Below are 17,403 nucleotides of genomic sequence, written 5' to 3'. Positions count from 1 at the left end.
AGCGCGAGCAGGACCTCGTACTTCATCGCCGGGCCTCGTCGTCCAGCACCGGCGCGGGGCGCAGCGTGGAGAAGTCCTCCCCGCTCTCCCGGAACCGCCGGATCGCCTCGTCCACCCGCGGATCCGGGTTGGCCGTCACCACCGCGACCGGCCACCACCGCAGCACCACCGCCTCCGCCGCGGCCAGGTCGAAGTCCTCAGCCGCCCTTGTCAGCGCCGCGCGGAACTCCTCCTCGAAGCTCGCCCGCGCCTCCCCGTCCAGCGCGCCCCAGACCTCAGGTCCGGTCTTCGCCACGTCCACCCAGTCCGGGTGCCCGGCCCCAGTCTCGCCCTTGCCACAGTGGCAACCCACCCCCGTCCACCGATCGGGTCCCGAACCCGCTGGCTACGATCGGTCTACCACCTCAGCGCCCAAGGAGCACACCGTGATCAAGGCCATCGTGCTGATCCAGTCCGACGCCGCCAGCATCCCGGAGGCGGCGCAGACCATCGCCGACTTCGAGGGGGTGCTGGAGGTCTACTCCTGCGCCGGTGACGTGGACCTGATCGCGGTGGTCCAGGTGGCCAGGCACGAGGATCTGGCCGAGCTGGTGCCGGGGCGGATCGGCAAGGTGGCCGGGGTGCTCAACACCGACACGCACATCGCGTTCCGCTCCTACTCCAAGGCCGACACCGAGGCCGCGTTCAACATCGGCGTCGACTGATCATTCGTCGGCGCCCAGCTGGGCCGTGGTGTTCGCGCCGTCCAGGGACTCGCGGATGAGGTCGGCGTGACCGGCGTGCTGGGCGGTCTCGCGGAACAGGTGCAGCAGGATCTGCCGGGCCGACCAGAACTGGGGTTCCGGCGGGGACCACGGGGTCTGCGGCAGCAGGATCCTGGCGTCCAGGTCCGCGGTGGCGAAGGCGGTGTCGGTCATCTTGGCCACCGCCAGGTACTCCGCGCGCAGCTCGGCCAGTGACCGGTCCGCCGGCATCAGGTACTGGTCCTCGTCCAGCATGCCTTCCGGCAGGGTGCCGTCGCCGGTCAGCAGCACCCGGGTCCAGTTCCGCTCGCCCGAGATCAGGTGGCGCAGGATGCCGCCGAGGGTCAGCTCGCTCACCGTGCTCCTGGCGCCCGCCTGCTCATCGGTGAGGCCGCGCAGGGTGATCAGCAGGGTCTGGCGGGTCTCGGCCAGCATGGCCAGGGTCTGGGTGCGCTCGTTCGTCATGATCCGGACGCTAACCACCCAGGCGGACAGGTCGTGTCCTACTTCGCCACCCGAGCAACAAAAAGGCGCGGCCCGCGAACAAAATCGCGGGCCGCGCCTCTTCTGCTGTGGCTTACTCCTTGGGCGCCGCGGGCTTGCCCGCGGTCAGCTCCCTGGTGTTGTCGCCGCCGCGCAGCTCGCCCTCGTGCTTGGCGCGCTTGAGCGCGGTGGTCTCGTCCACCGGGTCCGGGCGGAGCAGGCTGCCCGCGACCGGCTCGCCGGCCGCGCCCAGCGCGTTCATCTTCTTCGGCACCGAGGCGCCCTGGTAGGCCAGGGGCACCGGGTGGCCGTGGTCGTCCACCGGGCCCAGCGGCTGGTGGATCTCGATGAACTCGCCGTGCGGCAGGCGCTTGATGATGCCGGTCTCCACCCCGTGCTCCAGCACCTCGCGGTCGTGCCGCTGCAAGCCGAGGCAGAGCCGGTAGGTGAGGATGTAGGCGATCGGCGGCAGGATGATCAGCCCGATCCGGCCGGCCCAGGTCATCGCGTTCAGCGAGATGTTGAACTGGTACGCGATGATGTCGTTGAAGCCGGAGAGCATCATCACCATGAAGAAGGTGATGGCCATCATGCCCAGGCTGGTGCGGACCGGCACGTCCCTCGGCCGCTGCAACAGGTTGTGGTGCGCGTCGTCCTTGGTCAGCTTGCGCTCGATCCACGGGTAGAGGATCGCCAGGGTGACGCAGAACCCGATGCTGCCGATGAACGGGATGAACGGCGCCGGGATGGTGTGCCCGAAGATGTAGGTCTCCCAGGCGGGCCACAGCCGGACCAGGCCGTCCGTCCAGGCCATGTACCAGTCGGGCTGGCTGCCCGCGGAGACCTGCGCGGCGTTGTACGGGCCGAAGTTCCAGATCGGGTTGATCTGGAAGAGCCCGCCCATCAGCGCGATGACGCCGACCGTGACGGCGAAGAAGCCACCGCCCTTGGCCGCGAACACCGGCATGATGCGCACGCCGACCACGTTGCTCTCGGTGCGGCCGACACCCGGGAACTGGGTGTGCTTCTGGTACCAGACCAGCGCCAGGTGCACCGCGACCAGGCCGAGGATGATGCCCGGCAGCAACAGGATGTGCACCGTGTAGAGCCGCGGGATGATCTCGGTGCCGGGGAACTCGCCGCCGAAGAGGGCCCAGTGCACCCAGGTGCCCAGCACCGGGATGGTCAGGATCAGCGCGGAGGCGATGCGCAGGCCGACACCGGAGAGCAGGTCGTCGGGCAGCGAGTAGCCGGTGAAGCCCTCGAACATGCCCAGCACGAACAGCAGGATGCCGATGATCCAGTTGACTTCGCGCGGGCGGCGGAACGCGCCGGTGAAGAACACCCGGAACATGTGCGCCACGATCGAGGCCATGAACAGCAGCGCCGCCCAGTGGTGCACCTGGCGGGCGAACAGGCCGCCGCGCACCTCGAAGGAGATCTGCAGCGCGGACTCGAAGGCCCGCGACATCCACACGTCCTTGAGGTTGGTGAACACCCCGGCGTACTTGACCTCCTCCATCGAGGGGTCGAAGAACAGCGCGAGGTAGACACCGGAGAGCAGCAGCACGATGAAGCTGTACAGCGCGATCTCACCGAGCATGAACGACCAGTGCGTCGGGAAGACCTTGTTGATCTGCCTGCGCAGTCCGGCCGCCACGTGGTAGCGGTCGTCGGCCCACTTCGCCGCGCCACCGGCCGCCCGGGACGCCGCGTTCGCCTGCTTGGTCGGCGTGGTGATCGAACTCATGGCTTACGCTCCCAGTAGGCCGGGCCCACCGGCTCGATGAAGTCGCCGCGGGCCACCAGGAAACCCGTCTCCGGGTCGACCGTGATGGGCAGCTGCGGCAGCGAGCGGGTCGCCGGGCCGAAGATCGGCTTGGCGTAGTTGAAGACGTCGAACTGCGACTGGTGGCACGGGCAGAGCAGGCGGCCGGTCTGCTGCTCGAACAGCGAGGTCGGGCAGCCCAGGTGGGTGCAGACCTTCGAGTAGGCGTACAGGTCGCCGAAGTTGAAGTCCGCCTGGCCCTTGCGCTTGGTCACCGGCTGGCCCGGCCGGAGCCGGATCAGCATGACCGGGTTGTCCGAGCGGCGCAGCGCCTGGAGCAGCTTGTGGTCGTTGCCCCGCTCGGACTCGCGGAAGGGGAAGACGGTCTCGAAGCCACCCGGCTCGACGTCCTCCGGCCGCACCAGCACCACGTCGTGCGGGTTGCCGGTGTCGCGACGCAGGAAGACCTTCTCCTTGGCGTCCTTCTTCTTCCAGCCGCTGGTGGCCAGCGCGCCGTCGGCGTCGTAGGCCTTCGGGTTGCGGACCAGGCCGCCGACGGCGAACACGCCGACGCCGAGGCCGAACACGGTGCCCGCGCCGAGCAGGCTGCGCCGGATCAGCGAGCGGCGGCCGATCTCGGACTTGGCCCCGGAGTCGGCCAGCAGCGCGGCCGAGGTCTGCTTGTCGAACTCCGCCGAACCGCCGTCGTGCCGGTCCTGCACCGCGACCTCGTGCGGCAGCAGCTTCTTGGCGTAGGCGATCACGCCGACGCCGATGCCGGTGATGGACAGACCGAGGGTCAGGCCCAGCATCGGGGTGTGCAGGTCGTACCAGAAGCTGCCCGGCTCATCCGGCGCCACGTACTCGTGCGGCCAGGCGAAGTACACGCCGAGGAAGGCCAGGCCGGCCAGCGCGCCCAGGATGAACCAGGCGGCCACGCCGCGCTCGGTGCGCTTCTCGGCCCTGGTGCCCGGCACCGGGAAGTGCGGGTCCCGGTGCTTGAGGTGCACGCCGTCGGCGGCCAGGCCGAGGGTGACCAGCTCGTCGCGGCTCAGCTCCGCCAGTTCGGCGTCGGTGGGTGTCTTCTTGTCCTGCTGGTCGCTCATGCCCTGCTCCCGATCCACACGGTCACGCCGATCAGGGCGGCGAGGCCGATGATCCAGGCGACCAGGCCTTCGGTGGCGGGGCCGAACCCGCCCAGCGGGTGGCCGCCCGGGTTGTTGTTGCCGTCGGTGACCGACTTGACGTAGGCCACGATGTCCTTCTTCTCCTGCGGCGAGAGCTGCCGGTCGGAGAACTTGGGCATGTTCTGCGGCCCGGTGAGCATCGCGGCGTAGATCTGCTCCTCGCTCACGCCGTCGAGCGCGGGCGCCAGCTTGCCGGAGGACAGCGCGCCACCACGTCCGGTGAAGTTGTGGCAGGAGGCGCAGTTGAGCCGGAACAGCTCACCGCCGCGGGCGGAGTTGTCCCCGCGCAGCTCCTTGCCGGACTCCTGGGGCAGCGTCGGACCGCCGCCCTTGGACTGGATGAACGCGCTGAGCTGGTCGATCTCCTCGGAGTTGAACTTGGCAGGCTTGCGCAGCGCCTGCGCCTCCTGGCGGGCCATCGGCATGCGGCCGGAGGAGACCTGGAAGTACACCGCCGCCTCGCCGACACCGATCAGGCTCGGCCCGCGGTCCTGCTCACCCTGGAGGTTCGCGCCGTGGCAGGTGATGCAGGCGGTGTTGTAGAGCTGTTCGCCCTTCTGGATCTTGGTCGGATCCTGCTGGGCCTGCGCGGTGTGCGGCTCGGGCAGGAACCCGGCGTACGCCGCGCCCGCGCCGACGAGCGCGAAACCGAGGGCGAGCAGGCCGGACAGGCGGCGCCGGAACTTGGCCCGCTTCCTGGCCCGATCGTTGTTGGTGGTCATCAGTGCGGCAACCCTTGCAGTCGAATTCGGGCGTACGCCTTGGGTGGGAGCTTCGGGATGAAGTCGTCTCGTCAGGGAACGAGGTAGATGACGGCGAACAGCCCGATCCAGACGATGTCGACGAAGTGCCAGTAGTACGACACCACGATCGCCGCGGTGGCCTGGGCCGGCGTGAACTTGCTGAGCTTGGTACGCCAGATCAGGAACACGAAGGCGATCAGGCCGCCGACCACGTGCAGGCCGTGGAACCCGGTGGTCAAGTAGAAGACCGTGCCGTACGCCGAGGACGCGATGGTGGTGTGGTGCCCGGTGACCAGCGTGTAGTACTCGCCGATCTGACCGCCGACGAAGATCGTGCCCATGATCAGGGTGAGCACGTACCAACGCCGGAGACCGAACACGTCACCGCGCTCGGCGGCGAACACACCCATCTGGCAGGTGAACGAGGACGCCACCAGGATGGTCGTGAAGACCAGGGCGTACGGCAGGTTCAGCTCAGTCGGGTCCGGTGGCCACTTCCCCGTGTTCTGGGCTTTCACCGTGAAGAACATGGCGAAGAGCCCAGCGAAGAACATGAGCTCGCTGGACAGCCAGACGATGGTGCCGACGCTGACCATGTTCGGGCGGTTCAGCGAGTGCACCCGTTGGCCGATGGAGGGCGCAGCAGTTGTCACGCGACGCATTATGTCCTGCGGCTCCGAGGCTCGCTGGGCCGGGTCCGGCCGAGTTCCCGATCGTGTCCTGTCCCACACCGCGCGCGAGGCCCCGCGGACAGGGCGCGGCCCGCTCGTGCCCGGCCGGGCTATAGCATCCAACTGCCCGAACGACCTGCCGTAGAGGACGCGTGATGAGCAACGACACCCTGACCGTCCTGGTGTTCAGCCACCGCCCCGAGGTGCGCGAGCAGATCATCAGCGCGGTCGGCCGCAGGCCCGCGCCTGACCTGCCGCGACTGCGCTACATCGAGGCGGGCGCCATCGCCGAGGTCCTGGTCGAGGCCGACTCCGGCGGGGTGGACCTGGCCATCCTGGACGGCGAGGCCCAGCCCACCGGCGGCATGGGGCTGTCCCGGCAGCTGAAGAACGAGATCACGCACTGCCCGCCGATCGTGGTCGCGGTGCGGCGCAAAGACGACCGGTGGCTGGCCACCTGGTCCCAGGCGGACGCGGTGATCGTGCACCCGCTGGACCCGCTGGCCGCCGCCGAGACCGTGGCCGAGGTGCTGCGTTCCCAGCGGCTGCCCGCGGCCCAGGGCTGAGCGGGACGGGGCGGCTGCGCGATGAGCGGGACAACGGCTGACCCGGACACCACTCCCCCGGCGCCGACCTGGCCGGACCTGCTGGGCCGCCTGGTCGCCCGGATCGACTGCCCCACCTCGGACCTGGCCTGGGCGATGGACCAGGTGATGTCCGGCGCGGCCACCGTCGCGCAGACCGTGGCCCTGGTGGTCGCGCTGCGCGCCAAGGGCGAGACCGCCGCCGAGGTGGCCGGCATGGCCGAGGGCATGCTCGCGCACGCCCGCCGGGTGGAGATCGACGTGCCCGCGGTGGACATCGTCGGCACCGGCGGCGACCGCTCCGGCACGGTGAACATCTCCACGATGGCCTCCCTGGTCACCGCGGCCGCGGGCGTGCCGGTGGTCAAGCACGGCAACCGGGCCGCCTCCTCCAAGTGCGGCACCGCCGACGTGCTGGAGACCCTGGGCGTGGTCATCGACCTGCCCCCGGCGGGCGTCCAGCGCAGCGTGGCCGAACTGGGCATCGGCTTCTGCTTCGCCCCGGTCTTCCACCCGGCGATGCGGCACGCCGCCCCGGCCCGCCGCGAGATCGGCATCCCGACCACGTTCAACCTGCTCGGCCCGCTGTCCAACCCGGCCCAGCCCGCCGCCGGCCTGATCGGCTGCGCCGACCCCAAGGCCGCCCCGCTGATGGCCCAGGTCTTCGCCGACCGCGGCTCCTCGGTCTTGGTGGTCCGCGGCGACGACGGCCTCGACGAGCTCACCACCACCACGACCAGCACCGTCTGGCAGGTCCACCGGGGCACGGTCACCAAGCGCACCCTGGACCCGACCGAGCTGGACATCCCGGTCTCCACCCCGGAGGCGCTGCTCGGCGGCGACGCCGAGGTCAACGCGGAGGCGGTCCGGCAGCTGCTGGCGGGCAGGCAGGACGCGATCCGGGACGCGGTGCTGCTCAACGCGGCCGGCGCGGTCACCGCGCACCGAGGGCCGTCCGGGGACCTGGTGGCCGACCTGCGCGGGGCACTGGGCGTGGTGCGCGAGGCGATCGACTCGGGTGCGGCGCGGGAGCTGCTGGCCCGCTGGGTCACGCTCACCCAGAAGCTGAAGTCGGAGCTGTCCTGACCGACGGACCCGGCCTGCTGACCGCGTGGCGGCAGGCCGGGATCACCGAAGGCATGACGGTGGTCGCGCACGCCGCGCTGTCCAGCCTCGGCCACGTGCCGGGCGGAGCCGCCACCGTGGCCGAGTCACTGCGCCAGGCGGTCGGCGGCACCGGAACCCTGGTCGCCCCCGCGTTCACCCCGCAGGTGACCGATCCGGCCCCGGAAGCCGGCATCCCGGACGCGCGGGTCCGGGCCGAGCGGGCCGCGGTGCCGCTGTTCCACCCGGACCTGCCCTCGACGATGGGCGCGGTGGCCGAGGCGGTGCGCACCGGCGCGGGCGCGCTGCGCAGCAACCACCCCCAGGCGTCGGTGACCGCGCTCGGCAGGCACGCGGAGGAGGTCGTGGCGCACCAGCCGCTGTCCTTCGCGCTGGGCCCGGACTCACCCTTCGGCAGGCTGTACGAGCTGGACGCGCACATCCTGCTTATCGGCGTCGGACACAACCGGAACAGCTTCCTGCACCACGTGGAGAGCCGCACACCCCGCCCGAGGCTGAAGCTGCGCCGGTTCCCACTGCTGGTCGGCGGCGAGCGGGTGTGGTGCGAGGCGCTGGACGTGGCCGACGACAACGGCAGGTTCTTCCCGCTGCTGGGCCGGGAGTTCGAGCAGCTGGCCGGGATCCGGCCGTTCCGGGCGGGCGCGGCCGAGTGCCGCCTGCTGCCCGCGCGGGCGCTGGTGGACTTCGCCGTGCCCCGCCTCACCGAGCTGCTGGCGGATCAGCCGGTGTCCGCGGACCGGCTTGGCCACCGCGCCTAGCAGTTCCTCCCTGCCAGCCTGAGACGACCGGTCACATTGCGCCCACCAGCCGGATAAGATGACCGGTCACATTGCGCACCTGACCAAATTAAGACGACCGGTCATATTGCGGCACCAGCCCAGTAAGATGACCGGTCATATTGCGCCCCAATCAACTCGAGACGACCGGTCACATTGCGGCCACATTGCGGCTCAACCAAGCCGAGACGACCGGTCATATTGCGCGCCCCACCACATTGAGACGACCGGCCAGCTCCTCCCCCAACGCGAACGGCGGGCGCCCCCACCAGGGGAACGCCCGCCGTCGGCGATGCGGAAACGCTCAGTCGTGGCTGGGCGCGGCGGTGTGGTACTCGAACAGCAGCCCACCCACCATGATCAGCACAGCCACCAGGCCGAGCACGATCAGCCAGATGTGGAAGAAGGCCATCGCCACGCCGGTGAAGGCGGCCGCGGCGGCCAGGCCGACCGGCCAGTAGCTGCCCGGGCTGAAGAAGCCCAGCTCGCCGGCGCCGTCGGCGATCTCGGCGTCGTCCACGTCCTCGGGGCGGGGCTCGATCCGGCGGGCGATGAACCGGAAGTAGGTGCCGCACAGCAGGGTCAGGCCGCCGGTGAGGACCAGCGCCACCGTGCCCACCGGCTCCTTGGCCCAGAAGCCGTAGACGACCGCGGCCACGAAGCAGAAGATCGTGATGAACTCGAAGATCCGCGCTTCGACCTTCATGATTCCCTCAACTCCAGTTCTGCGCTGCTCACCAGGGTGGTCACCGGTCCCCGCCCGAAGGCTTCCGGGAGGTGCGGCTGGTGTCGAACGGCTTGGTCCTGATCGCCTGCGGGGCGCACCACTCGCCGCACTTGAGCTCGGTGAGCGCCTCGGCCGCGGTGTACGGCTTGCCGGTGGCCGGGTTCAGCTTGGTGCGCAGCTGCATGTACCGGTCGAAGACCTGCGGCTGGAGTGCCCGCACCTCGAAGTTCATCACCGCGTGGTAGGTGCCGCACAGCTCGGCGCAGCGGCCGACGAAGGCGCCTTCGTGGTCGATGGAGTTCTGGAAGACGTTGTCCTGGCTGTTCTTCTGCGGGAACGGGATGGTGTCCCGCTTGAAGTTGTACTCCGGCACGAAGAAGGAGTGGATGACGTCCTTCGACTCGATCGTGTAGCGGACTTCCTTGGTCGCCGGCAGCACCAGCAGCGGGATCTCGGTGCTCGAGCCCGTGGTCCGGACCGTCTGGCCGTCCGGGGTCTTGAACTCGGGGTACTCGAACTCCCAGTTCCACTGGAAGGCCCACACCTTGACGTTGACGTCCGGTGTCTTGTCCTTGTTGGTGACCACGTTCTGCGCGTGCGTGGCGAAGACGAACAGCACCACGATGATGACCATCGGGAGTCCGATGAGCACGAACTCCAGCGGCCCGTTGTACTGGAACTGGCGCGGGAACTCCTCGGACTTCTTCCGGTGGAAGATGATCGACCAGAAGATCAGCGCCCACACGATCACGCCGACGACCAGCGCGGCGATCACGGACCAGGTCCACAGCTGACGCATCGCCTCGGCCTGCGGGGTTACCCCCTTCGGCCACCCGAAACGCAGCACTTCCTCGGCGGAGCAGCCGCTGGCCGCGACGCCCACCAGGCTGACCAGGCCGGTGACCTTGGCCAGCCGCGCTGCCCGGTTGCCCTCCTTGCGGCCCACTGCTCGCTGCCTCCTCGTGACAGGCTGGAAAACGGTCCCGGCCGCCCGCGCACCAGCGCGGTTGACCTGCCGTCGCAATCAGTTCGGGACTCTAGCCCAGCACTAGCCTGCCTACCCGTTCGGGGTGAGCCGAACACGTGCGTGTCGGCGGGCATACTGGGCGCCGACGTCGTCGACATGAGAGGTGCGCGAGAAGCGTGTGCGGCCTGCTTGGACTGGTGTGTTCCGCCCAGAACAACAACGCGAACATCGGCACGGCTGTCGGCAGCGTTGCGAGGGCGCTCCAGTGCCAGCGCCACCGTGGTCCCGACGAGAGTGACACCTGGCACAACAACGACGTGGTCTTCGGCTTCAACCGGCTGTCGATCATCGACGTGGAGCGTTCCCACCAGCCGTTGCACTACGCGAACGGGCGCTACACGATCCTGTTCAACGGCGAGATCTACAACTACCTGGAGCTGCGCGCGGAGCTGCGGGACAAGTTCGGCGCGGAGTTCGCCACCGACGGCGACACCGAGGCCATCGTGGCCGCGTACCACCACCTCGGCCCGTCCATGGTCGGCCGCCTGCGCGGCATGTTCGCCTTCATGATCTGGGACGCGGAGAAGCGGGTCGTCTTCGGCGCGCGGGACCCCTTCGGCATCAAGCCGCTGTTCTACGCGGCCGGTCCGGGCGGGGTGGCCTTCGCCAGCGAGAAGAAGAGCCTGCTCGACCTGGCCCCTGCGCTGGGCCTCTCGCCCAAGCTGGACCAGGCCGCGCTGCAGCACTACCTGATCCTGCAGTACGTGCCGGAGCCGGAGACGCTGCACACCACGATCCGCCGGATCGAGTCCGGCACCTCCTTCACCGTCTCCCCCGGCGGCCAGGTGGTGACCGAGCGGTACTTCCAGCCGACCTTCGCCCCGCGCCCGATCACCACCAGCTCCGAGGCCGGTCAGCTGTACCGGGACATCGCGGGCGTCATGCGCGACTCGGTGGCCAAGCACATGCGCGCCGACGTGACCGTGGGCGCCTTCCTCTCCGGCGGCATCGACTCCACCGCGATCGCCGCGCTGGCCAAGGAGCACAACCCGGACCTGATCACCTTCACCACCGGGTTCGAGCGCACCGGCTACTCCGAGGTGGACGTGGCCGCGGAGTCCGCGGCCGCGATCGGGGTCAAGCACGTGGTCCGCACCGTCTCCGCGGAGGAGATGATGCAGGCCCTGCCGCTGATCACCTGGTACCTGGACGACCCGGTGGCCGACCCGGCGCTGGTGCCGCTGTGGTTCATCGCCCGCGAGGCCCGCCAGCACGTGAAGGTGGTGCTCTCCGGCGAGGGCGCGGACGAGCTCTTCGGCGGCTACACGATCTACCGCGAGCCGCTGTCGCTGGCCCCGTTCGAGAAGGTGCCCGGCGCGCTGCGCTCGGTCATGGGCAAGGTCTCCAGCCGCATCCCGGAGGGCGTGCGCGGCAAGGACCTGCTCCGCCGGGGCGCGCTGGCCCTGGAGGACCGCTACTACGGCAACGCGCGCATCTTCCGCGACGACCAGATCCAGCAGGTGCTGCGCACGCACGACCCGCGCATCTCGCACACCGACGTGACCGCCCGCTGGTACCGCGACTCGCTGGCCTGGGACCCGGTCACCCGGATGCAGCACATCGACCTGTTCACCTGGCTGCGCGGCGACATCCTGGTCAAGGCGGACAAGATGACCATGGCCAACTCGCTGGAGCTGCGGGTGCCGTTCCTGGACCCCGAGGTCTTCCGGGTGGCCGCGCGCATCCCGCAGGACCAGAAGATCACCAGGGAGACCACCAAGTTCGCCCTGCGCCAGGCCATGCACGGCATCGTGCCCGCGCACGTGCTCAACCGGCGCAAGCTGGGCTTCCCGGTCCCGGTCCGGCACTGGCTCAAGGACGAGATGCACGACTGGGCCCGCGACATCGTGCACCAGTCCCTCACCGACGACCTGATCAACAAGAACGCGGTGCTGCGCATCCTGGAGGAACACCGCTCCGGCCTGCTCGACCACAGCCGCCGGATCTGGGCGCTGCTGGTGTTCATGCTGTGGCACGGCATCTTCGTGGAACGCCGCATCACGGTGCAGGTCCCGGAACCGCACTACCCGGTCAAGCTCTGACCGCGACGATCTCCTGCGGCTGGCGGGATCCCATCTCCGACGAGGAGATGACCGATCTCGTCCAGTCGCACGGAGGCCAGGCCGAGGCCGGCTGGTGGCACCGGGTCAAGCGGCACAGCCTCGGCTGGGTGGGCGCCAGGGACGGTGCGGGCCGGAGCGGGCGCGGGTGGCGGGCTGCGAATGGCTGCACGTGGACTTCGAGCCGCGGTTGCGGCGCTTCTACCTCGACGCCTGCGGCTTCCGCCCCACCGAAGCAGGGCTCATCCGCTTGACCCAGGGGCCCTGACCCGACGAGCCCGATTCCGTCGCCGCGAGATTGTCGGTGGGTCCGCGTAGCCTCCGATCCGTCAGTGACCCACATCACTTCGGAGGACGCCGTGCCTGAGGAACAGGTGGTGCTCGCCGTCGGCACCCGCAAGGGGCTGTGGCTGGCCACCAGCGAGAACGACCGGGTGGACTGGACCTGGTCCGGGCCGCACCACGCGATGACCGAGGTCTACGCGGTGGCCGTGGACACCCGCCGGGACCCGCCCCGCCTGCTGGCCGGCGTGGCCAGCGAGCACTTCGGGCCCAGTGTGGCCACCAGCGACGACCTCGGCGCCAGCTGGCAGGAGCCGGACCACCCGCCGGTGGCCTTCCCCGAGGACACCGGGACCTCGCTGGAGCGGGTCTGGCAGCTGGCCGCGGGGCCGGCGGACCAGCCGGAGGTGGTCTACGCGGGCACCCAGCCCTCGGCGCTGTTCCGGTCCACCGACGGCGGGCGCACCTACGACATGGTGCGGGGGCTGTGGGACCACCCGCACCGCGAGCAGTGGGGCGCGGGCTACGGCGGGCAGGCGGTGCACTCGATCCTGCCGCACCCGACCGACCGGGCGCAGGTCACCGTGGCCATGTCCACCGGCGGGGTGTACCGCACCGAGGACGGCGGGACCAACTGGTCGCCGAGCAACTCCGGCATCAAGGCCTACTTCCTGCCCGACCCGTACCCGGAGTTCGGCCAGTGCGTGCACAAGATCGCCCGCAACCCCGCCGAGCCGGACCGGCTGTTCCTGCAGAACCACCACGGCGTGTACCGCAGCGAGGACGGCGGCGCGCACTGGACCTCCATCGCCGACGGGCTGCCCAGCGACTTCGGCTTCCCGATCGCGGTGCACCCGCACCGGCCGGAGGTGGTCTACGGCTTCCCGCTCACCGCCGACGCCAACCGGTTCCCGCCGGACGGGGCCTGCCGGGTGTACCGCAGCGAGGACTCCGGCGACAGCTGGACCGCGCTGACCAAGGGCCTGCCGCAGCAGAACTTCTGGACCACGGTGCTGCGGGACGCGCTGTGCGTGGACGACGCGGACGTGCCCGGGGTGTACTTCGGCTCCCGCTCCGGCGAGGTCTACGCCAGCCGGGACGAGGGCGGCAGCTGGCAGCGGATCATCGAGCACCTGCCGGACGTGCTGAGCGTGCGCGCGGCCGTGATCCGGCGGTGAGCCCGATGCGTGTCACCGTGCTGGTGCCCGGCGTGCTGCGCCCGAGCGCGGGCGGCGCCGCCACCCTCGAGCTCGACCTGCCGGAGCAGACGACCCTCGGCGGCGCGCTGGACGTGCTGGCCGCGGACCACCCGGCGCTGAACCGGCGGCTGCGCACCGAGCAGGGCACGCTGCGCCGCTACGTGAACTTCTACGTCAACGGCGAGGAGTGCCGCAGGCTCAACGGCCCGGACACCCCGCTGCCCCCTGGCGCGGAGATCCAGGTGATCCCCTCCGTGGCGGGCGGCTGATGCCGCACACCCTGACCGAGGCACTGGCCGTGGCGACCGACTGGCTCACCGGGCACGCCGCCGGAGAGCCCGGGTTCGGCGGCGCGTACCTGGCGGGTTCGGCGGCCTCGCTGGCGCCGGAGGCGGTGCTGCCCGCGAGCTCCGACCTGGACCTGATGGTGGTGACCGGGGCCGGGGAGCCGCCGAAGCCGGGCAAGTTCCGCTACCGGGGCCGACCCCACCGGCAGGCTGCGCGCGTTGCAGGCCGCGGTGGCCGCGGACTTCGCCGCACCGCGCTGGGTCCGCCGCCGCTGCGCGCACGCCGAGGCCCGCATCCGGGCCGGGCTGGACGCGGCCCGCGCGACGGCGCCCTGGCCGGACCGGGTGCTGCGGTGGCTGTTCGCGACCGGGGTGAGCACGCACGTGCTGCTCACCGCGGCGCTGGGCTGCGCGCACCTGACCCCCGAACGGGTCCGGGAGCACATCGGCGCGCTGACGGTGATCTTCGATGAGACCAGTCAGGTGGTCGAAGCCGCCGCGAGCGAGGCGGTCCCGCTGGCCTTCTACGCCAGCGGCCTCAGCCGGGCGGCGCGCACGAGCTGATCGACGCCGGACTGCACCGCGAGGCGGTGTTCTGGCTGGTCGCGACCTATGCCCGCGCGCTGACCATCCTCGGCCGGGACGGCGACGAGGCGTTCACCGCGCTGCTGGCCGACCTCGGCAACAGTGGTCCGGCCGACCTGCACACGCAGATCGGCCGGACCGAGGAGTTCCTGCCCCGCCTCGCCGACATGCGGGAGGCAGTGCTGACTAGTTCTTGAACGCCTTGGCGATGTCCGCGGCGGCGTCCGCGCCGTAGGCGCTGGTGAGGCGGGTCAGCGCGGACTCGCGGTCGAAGACCCACTCCTGCGGGCCGTCCACCTCCAGCACCAGCACCGCGATCAGCGAGCCGAGCTGCGCGGCCCGCTCCAGCGGCAGGCCGGCGGAGATGCCGGCCAGGAAACCGGCGCGGAAGCCGTCGCCGATGCCGGTCGGGTCGGCCTTGTGCGTCTCGGGCACGGCGGGCACGTGCAGCGAGGCGGGCAGGCCCTTGCCGACCAGCTCCACGCCCTTCTCGCCGAGGGTGGTGATGCGCAGCTCGACGTGGTCCAGGACCTCTTCCTCGGACCAGCCGGTCTTCTGCAGCAGCAGCTGGAGCTCGTAGTCGTTGGTGAACAGGTACTTCGCCCCGATGACCAGCTGCTTGGCCTGCTCGCCGTCCATCCTGGCCAGCTGCTGGGAGGGGTCGGCGGCGAAGGCGAGGCCCCGCTGCCTGGACTCCTCGGAGTGCCGCAGCATGGCCTCCGGGTCGTTCGGGCTGACCAGGACCAGCTCGAGGCCGCCGACCTTGTCGATGATCGGGCCCAGCTCGATGTTGCGGGCCTCGGCCATCGCACCGGCGTAGAAGGAGGCGATCTGGTTCATGTCGTCGTCGGTGGTGCAGACGAACCGGGCGGTGTGCTTCACCTCCGAGGTGTGCACGCCCGAGCAGTCGACACCGTGCCGCTCCAGCCAGGAGCGGTAGTCGGCGAAGTCGGCGCCCACCGCGCCGACCAGGACCGGCGAGTAGCCGAGCACGCCCATGCCGAAGGCGATGTTGGCCGCGATTCCCCCACGGCGGACGGTCAGGTCATCCACCAGGAAGCTCAGCGACACCCGGTCCAGGCGGTCGGCGACCAGTTGGTCGGTGAACCGGCCGGGGAAGTGCATCAGGTGGTCGGTGGCGATGCTTCCAGTCACAGCGACAGGCACGTACTGCGCTCCCTATGAGACGACTGCTGGTAGGCCATCGTCACCCATTCCGGTCGCAGACGGCCGGAGCCGAAGACTACTTGGTGGTAAGGCTGTCGCACATCAATCAGCGGTCCTAACGTCCTCGATGTGACGATTCCGGACGCCAGCACCCTGGCTGAGCTGATCGACGACTGCGCCGAGATCCCGCCCGCCCTGCGCTCGTCGGAGCACCTGCTGCCATTGCCGCGGAACCAGGCATCGTGGCAGGTCAACGAGGTGTGCACGGCGCAGGTCCGCGATATGGACGACTACGGCGCCTGAGCTCGCGGACACGAAAAAGGACCGCGGAGAACTCCGCGGTCCCGTTTTTCGCGCCCCTGGGCTACCAGCAGAACTAGTGGAAAGAATCACCACAGGCGCAGGAGCCACCGGCGTTGGGGTTGTCGATGGTGAAGCCCTGCTTCTCGATGGTGTCGACGAAGTCGATCACGGCGCCTTCCACGTAGGGCACGCTCATCCGGTCCACCGCGACCTTGAGGCCGCCGAAGTCACGGAAGGCGTCCCCATCGAGGGTCCGCTCGTCGAAGAACAGCTGGTAGCGCAGGCCGGCACAGCCACCAGGCTGGACGGCGATGCGCAGGTGCATGTCGTCTCGACCCTCCTGGTCGAGCAGCGCCTTCGCCTTGCTGGCAGCGGCGTCGGTCAGCGTGACGCCGTGCGTCTGCGCTTCGGTCGCCGTGGTGTTCTCGGCGGTCATGGTTCTCCCTACGAGGTCGGCGCTCGGGCCCGTACCGTAGCTGCAACGCAGCCCTGAGCCGGGATGTTCCCGTACTCCTATGGTTGCACAGCAATGTCTCCGCGTTAGTTCTGTGGGCTCCGCCACTGGCCGGCCACGCGCTCGGCCAGACCGCTCAGCCCACCGGCCGGTTCGGCCATCGCCTCGGCCACCGAACCGACGTGCTCGGTGACCGAGTACGACTCCTCGACCCCGGCCGCGCCGGCCTCGCGGCGGCCCACGCTCACCTGACCGGCGAGCACCAGGCAGGGCACCCCGCGCTCGGCCGCGCCCGCGGCCACCCGACTGACCAGCTTGCCGCGCAGGGACTGCCAGTCGAAGCTGCCCTCGCCGGTGAGCACCAGCCCCGCGGAGTCCAGCGCCGCGTCCAGCTGGCTGAGCCGCCGGACCAGGTCCGCGCCGGAGTCCACGGTCGCGCCCAGCGCCAGCAGCGCGCCACCCAGCCCGCCTGCCGCGCCCGCTCCGGCCAGCCCGGCGACGTCGGCGTCCAGCTCCTCCAGCAGCACCTCCGACCAGCGGGTCAGCGCCTGGTCCAACTGCTCGACCTCTTCTGGGCTCGCGCCCTTCTGCGGGCCGAAGACGTGCGCCGCGCCGGTCGGGCCGAGCAGCGGGTTGTCCACGTCGGAGGCGGCGACCAGCCGCAGCTCACCCAGGTCCGGCCGACCGGCCAGCCCCGCGCAGTCCACCAGCGCCGCGCCGCCGTCGGGCAGCGGCGCGCCCAGCGCGTCCACCGGCCCCGCGCCCAGCGCGGCGAACAGGCCCGCGCCGCCGTCGGTGGTGGCCGAGCCGCCCAGCCCGACCACCGCGGTGCGCATCCCGGCGCGCACCGCGTCCAGCAGCAGCTCACCCACCCCACGGGTGGTGGCCGCGCCTGCCGCGCGTTCGGCCTTGGGGACCAGGTGCAGTCCCGCCGCCTGCGCGGACTCGATGTATGCGGTGCCCTCGTGCGCCAGCCACACGGCGGTCACCGGCTCGCCGCGCGGCCCGGTGACCTCGACCGTGTGCAGCTCGCCCCCGAGGGCGGTGTGCAGCACGTCCACGAAACCGGGGCCGCCGTCGGCGAGCGGACGAAGGAGGAGCTGGTCGGCGGGCGAACCCCGCCGCCACCCCTCGGCGATGGCCTCGGCCGCCTCGTTCGCGGTGAGGGTCCCGCCGAAACAGTCAGGGGCGATGAGCACCACTCGCCCTGAGTTGTCCGTCATAACGGCGGA

The 17,403-nt window shown here is 70.6% G+C and carries 21 protein-coding genes; 10 read left to right on the top strand and 11 right to left on the bottom strand.

What is annotated here, in order from left to right; genetic code table 11:
• Positions 1–22: 22 nt before the first annotated feature.
• Positions 23–301: a DUF6247 family protein gene (locus N8J89_RS09335; RefSeq protein WP_283663933.1), complete on the bottom strand. Its 279-nt coding sequence runs from the start codon at positions 299–301 to the stop codon at positions 23–25.
• A 124-nt stretch (positions 302–425) separates the two neighbouring features.
• On the opposite strand from N8J89_RS09335, the gene N8J89_RS09330 reads away from it, so the two are divergent.
• Positions 426–704: an Lrp/AsnC family transcriptional regulator gene (locus N8J89_RS09330; RefSeq protein ID WP_252486639.1), complete on the top strand. Its 279-nt coding sequence runs from the start codon at positions 426–428 to the stop codon at positions 702–704.
• Here N8J89_RS09330 and N8J89_RS09325 read toward each other — a convergent pair whose 3' ends face one another.
• The 5 genes from N8J89_RS09325 to ctaE form a co-directional block, all read right to left on the bottom strand.
• Complete coding sequence (locus tag N8J89_RS09325) at positions 705–1,208, bottom strand: DinB family protein (protein WP_283663932.1); 504 nt, start codon at positions 1,206–1,208, stop codon at positions 705–707.
• Positions 1,209–1,320: 112 nt separating this feature from the next.
• On the bottom strand, positions 1,321–2,976 hold the full coding sequence (gene qcrB, locus N8J89_RS09320) for a cytochrome bc1 complex cytochrome b subunit (RefSeq protein WP_283663931.1): 1,656 nt from the start codon (positions 2,974–2,976) through the stop codon (positions 1,321–1,323).
• On the bottom strand, positions 2,973–4,100 hold the full coding sequence (gene qcrA / locus N8J89_RS09315; RefSeq protein ID WP_283663930.1) for a cytochrome bc1 complex Rieske iron-sulfur subunit: 1,128 nt from the start codon (positions 4,098–4,100) through the stop codon (positions 2,973–2,975). The genes qcrB and qcrA overlap by 4 nt, the downstream gene beginning before the upstream one ends.
• Positions 4,097–4,903 carry a cytochrome bc1 complex diheme cytochrome c subunit gene (qcrC, locus tag N8J89_RS09310; RefSeq protein ID WP_283663929.1) on the bottom strand — a complete coding sequence of 269 codons (807 nt, stop codon included), beginning with the start codon at positions 4,901–4,903 and terminating at the stop codon, positions 4,097–4,099. Before qcrC ends, qcrA begins: the two co-directional genes overlap by 4 nt.
• Positions 4,904–4,974: 71 nt before the next feature.
• Positions 4,975–5,586 (bottom strand): aa3-type cytochrome oxidase subunit III, encoded by a 612-nt coding sequence (gene ctaE / locus N8J89_RS09305; RefSeq protein WP_283663928.1) that lies wholly within the window; start codon positions 5,584–5,586, stop codon positions 4,975–4,977.
• Between the two features lie 164 nt (positions 5,587–5,750).
• Between ctaE and N8J89_RS09300 the strand changes: the two genes are divergently transcribed.
• The 3 genes from N8J89_RS09300 to N8J89_RS09290 are packed head-to-tail and all read left to right on the top strand — an operon-like array spanning position 5,751 to position 8,062.
• Positions 5,751–6,161, top strand: a complete 411-nt coding sequence (locus N8J89_RS09300; RefSeq protein WP_283663927.1) for a hypothetical protein — start codon at positions 5,751–5,753, stop codon at positions 6,159–6,161.
• Between the two features lie 21 nt (positions 6,162–6,182).
• A complete protein-coding gene (trpD, locus tag N8J89_RS09295) occupies positions 6,183–7,265 on the top strand; it encodes an anthranilate phosphoribosyltransferase (RefSeq protein ID WP_283663926.1) in 1,083 nt (360 codons plus the stop codon).
• 53 nt (positions 7,266–7,318) lie between these two features.
• A complete protein-coding gene (locus N8J89_RS09290; protein ID WP_283663925.1) occupies positions 7,319–8,062 on the top strand; it encodes an AAC(3) family N-acetyltransferase in 744 nt (247 codons plus the stop codon).
• A gap of 322 nt (positions 8,063–8,384) precedes the next feature.
• On the opposite strand, the gene N8J89_RS09285 is transcribed toward N8J89_RS09290, so the two are convergent.
• The gene (locus N8J89_RS09285; protein ID WP_252486648.1) at positions 8,385–8,786 is read right to left on the bottom strand and encodes a cytochrome c oxidase subunit 4; all 402 of its coding nucleotides are present in this window, start codon (positions 8,784–8,786) and stop codon (positions 8,385–8,387) included.
• A gap of 40 nt (positions 8,787–8,826) precedes the next feature.
• A complete protein-coding gene (ctaC, locus tag N8J89_RS09280; protein ID WP_283663924.1) occupies positions 8,827–9,753 on the bottom strand; it encodes an aa3-type cytochrome oxidase subunit II in 927 nt (308 codons plus the stop codon).
• A gap of 197 nt (positions 9,754–9,950) precedes the next feature.
• Here ctaC and asnB point away from each other — a divergent pair, with 197 nt between their 5' ends.
• From asnB to N8J89_RS09250, 5 genes are all read left to right on the top strand, one after another.
• On the top strand, positions 9,951–11,876 hold the full coding sequence (gene asnB, locus N8J89_RS09275) for an asparagine synthase (glutamine-hydrolyzing) (protein WP_283663923.1): 1,926 nt from the start codon (positions 9,951–9,953) through the stop codon (positions 11,874–11,876).
• 377 nt (positions 11,877–12,253) lie between these two features.
• Entirely contained in the window at positions 12,254–13,354 is a 1,101-nt protein-coding gene (locus N8J89_RS09265) for a WD40/YVTN/BNR-like repeat-containing protein (RefSeq protein WP_283663922.1), read from the top strand.
• A 5-nt stretch (positions 13,355–13,359) separates the two neighbouring features.
• Entirely contained in the window at positions 13,360–13,644 is a 285-nt protein-coding gene (locus N8J89_RS09260; protein WP_283663921.1) for a ubiquitin-like small modifier protein 1, read from the top strand.
• Between the two features lie 237 nt (positions 13,645–13,881).
• Entirely contained in the window at positions 13,882–14,226 is a 345-nt protein-coding gene (locus tag N8J89_RS09255; protein ID WP_283663920.1) for a hypothetical protein, read from the top strand.
• Positions 14,227–14,252: 26 nt separating this feature from the next.
• Positions 14,253–14,444: a hypothetical protein gene (locus tag N8J89_RS09250; protein ID WP_283663919.1), complete on the top strand. Its 192-nt coding sequence runs from the start codon at positions 14,253–14,255 to the stop codon at positions 14,442–14,444.
• Here the strand turns inward: N8J89_RS09250 and N8J89_RS09245 are convergent.
• Positions 14,434–15,372 carry a carbohydrate kinase family protein gene (locus N8J89_RS09245; protein WP_283666128.1) on the bottom strand — a complete coding sequence of 313 codons (939 nt, stop codon included), beginning with the start codon at positions 15,370–15,372 and terminating at the stop codon, positions 14,434–14,436. The genes N8J89_RS09250 and N8J89_RS09245 overlap by 11 nt on opposite strands.
• A 171-nt stretch (positions 15,373–15,543) precedes the next feature.
• Between N8J89_RS09245 and N8J89_RS09240 the strand changes: the two genes are divergently transcribed.
• Positions 15,544–15,717 carry a hypothetical protein gene (locus N8J89_RS09240; protein ID WP_283663918.1) on the top strand — a complete coding sequence of 58 codons (174 nt, stop codon included), beginning with the start codon at positions 15,544–15,546 and terminating at the stop codon, positions 15,715–15,717.
• A 73-nt stretch (positions 15,718–15,790) separates the two neighbouring features.
• Here the strand turns inward: N8J89_RS09240 and N8J89_RS09235 are convergent, their stop codons facing one another.
• Together N8J89_RS09235 and N8J89_RS09230 are read right to left on the bottom strand one after the other, a co-directional pair.
• Positions 15,791–16,153, bottom strand: a complete 363-nt coding sequence (locus N8J89_RS09235; RefSeq protein ID WP_252486656.1) for a HesB/IscA family protein — start codon at positions 16,151–16,153, stop codon at positions 15,791–15,793.
• Positions 16,154–16,257: 104 nt separating this feature from the next.
• A complete protein-coding gene (locus N8J89_RS09230; protein ID WP_283663917.1) occupies positions 16,258–17,394 on the bottom strand; it encodes a glycerate kinase family protein in 1,137 nt (378 codons plus the stop codon).
• Between the last annotated feature and the right edge of the window lie 9 nt (positions 17,395–17,403).

It is taken from the genome of Crossiella sp. CA-258035, assembly GCF_030064675.1.
Taxonomy (GTDB): Bacteria; Actinomycetota; Actinomycetes; order Mycobacteriales; family Pseudonocardiaceae; genus Crossiella.
The sequence above is the reverse complement of the archived record's forward strand: the minus strand, read 5'-3'. Positions and strand labels throughout refer to the sequence as shown.

What these genes read in the sequence shown, in the direction of transcription:
- N8J89_RS09325 (WP_283663932.1), bottom strand. Translation starts at nt 1,208, where the DNA reads ATGACGAACGAGCGCACCCAGACCCTGGCCATGCTGGCCGAGACCCGC.
- qcrB (WP_283663931.1), bottom strand. Translation starts at nt 2,976, where the DNA reads ATGAGTTCGATCACCACGCCGACCAAGCAGGCGAACGCGGCGTCCCGG.
- qcrA (WP_283663930.1), bottom strand. Translation starts at nt 4,100, where the DNA reads ATGAGCGACCAGCAGGACAAGAAGACACCCACCGACGCCGAACTGGCG.
- qcrC (WP_283663929.1), bottom strand. Translation starts at nt 4,903, where the DNA reads ATGACCACCAACAACGATCGGGCCAGGAAGCGGGCCAAGTTCCGGCGC.
- ctaE (WP_283663928.1), bottom strand. Translation starts at nt 5,586, where the DNA reads ATGCGTCGCGTGACAACTGCTGCGCCCTCCATCGGCCAACGGGTGCAC.
- N8J89_RS09300 (WP_283663927.1), top strand. Translation starts at nt 5,751, where the DNA reads ATGAGCAACGACACCCTGACCGTCCTGGTGTTCAGCCACCGCCCCGAG.
- trpD (WP_283663926.1), top strand. Translation starts at nt 6,183, where the DNA reads ATGAGCGGGACAACGGCTGACCCGGACACCACTCCCCCGGCGCCGACC.
- N8J89_RS09290 (WP_283663925.1), top strand. Translation starts at nt 7,319, where the DNA reads ATGACGGTGGTCGCGCACGCCGCGCTGTCCAGCCTCGGCCACGTGCCG.
- N8J89_RS09285 (WP_252486648.1), bottom strand. Translation starts at nt 8,786, where the DNA reads ATGAAGGTCGAAGCGCGGATCTTCGAGTTCATCACGATCTTCTGCTTC.
- N8J89_RS09260 (WP_283663921.1), top strand. Translation starts at nt 13,360, where the DNA reads ATGCGTGTCACCGTGCTGGTGCCCGGCGTGCTGCGCCCGAGCGCGGGC.
- N8J89_RS09245 (WP_283666128.1), bottom strand. Translation starts at nt 15,372, where the DNA reads ATGCACTTCCCCGGCCGGTTCACCGACCAACTGGTCGCCGACCGCCTG.
- N8J89_RS09235 (WP_252486656.1), bottom strand. Translation starts at nt 16,153, where the DNA reads ATGACCGCCGAGAACACCACGGCGACCGAAGCGCAGACGCACGGCGTC.
- N8J89_RS09230 (WP_283663917.1), bottom strand. Translation starts at nt 17,394, where the DNA reads ATGACGGACAACTCAGGGCGAGTGGTGCTCATCGCCCCTGACTGTTTC.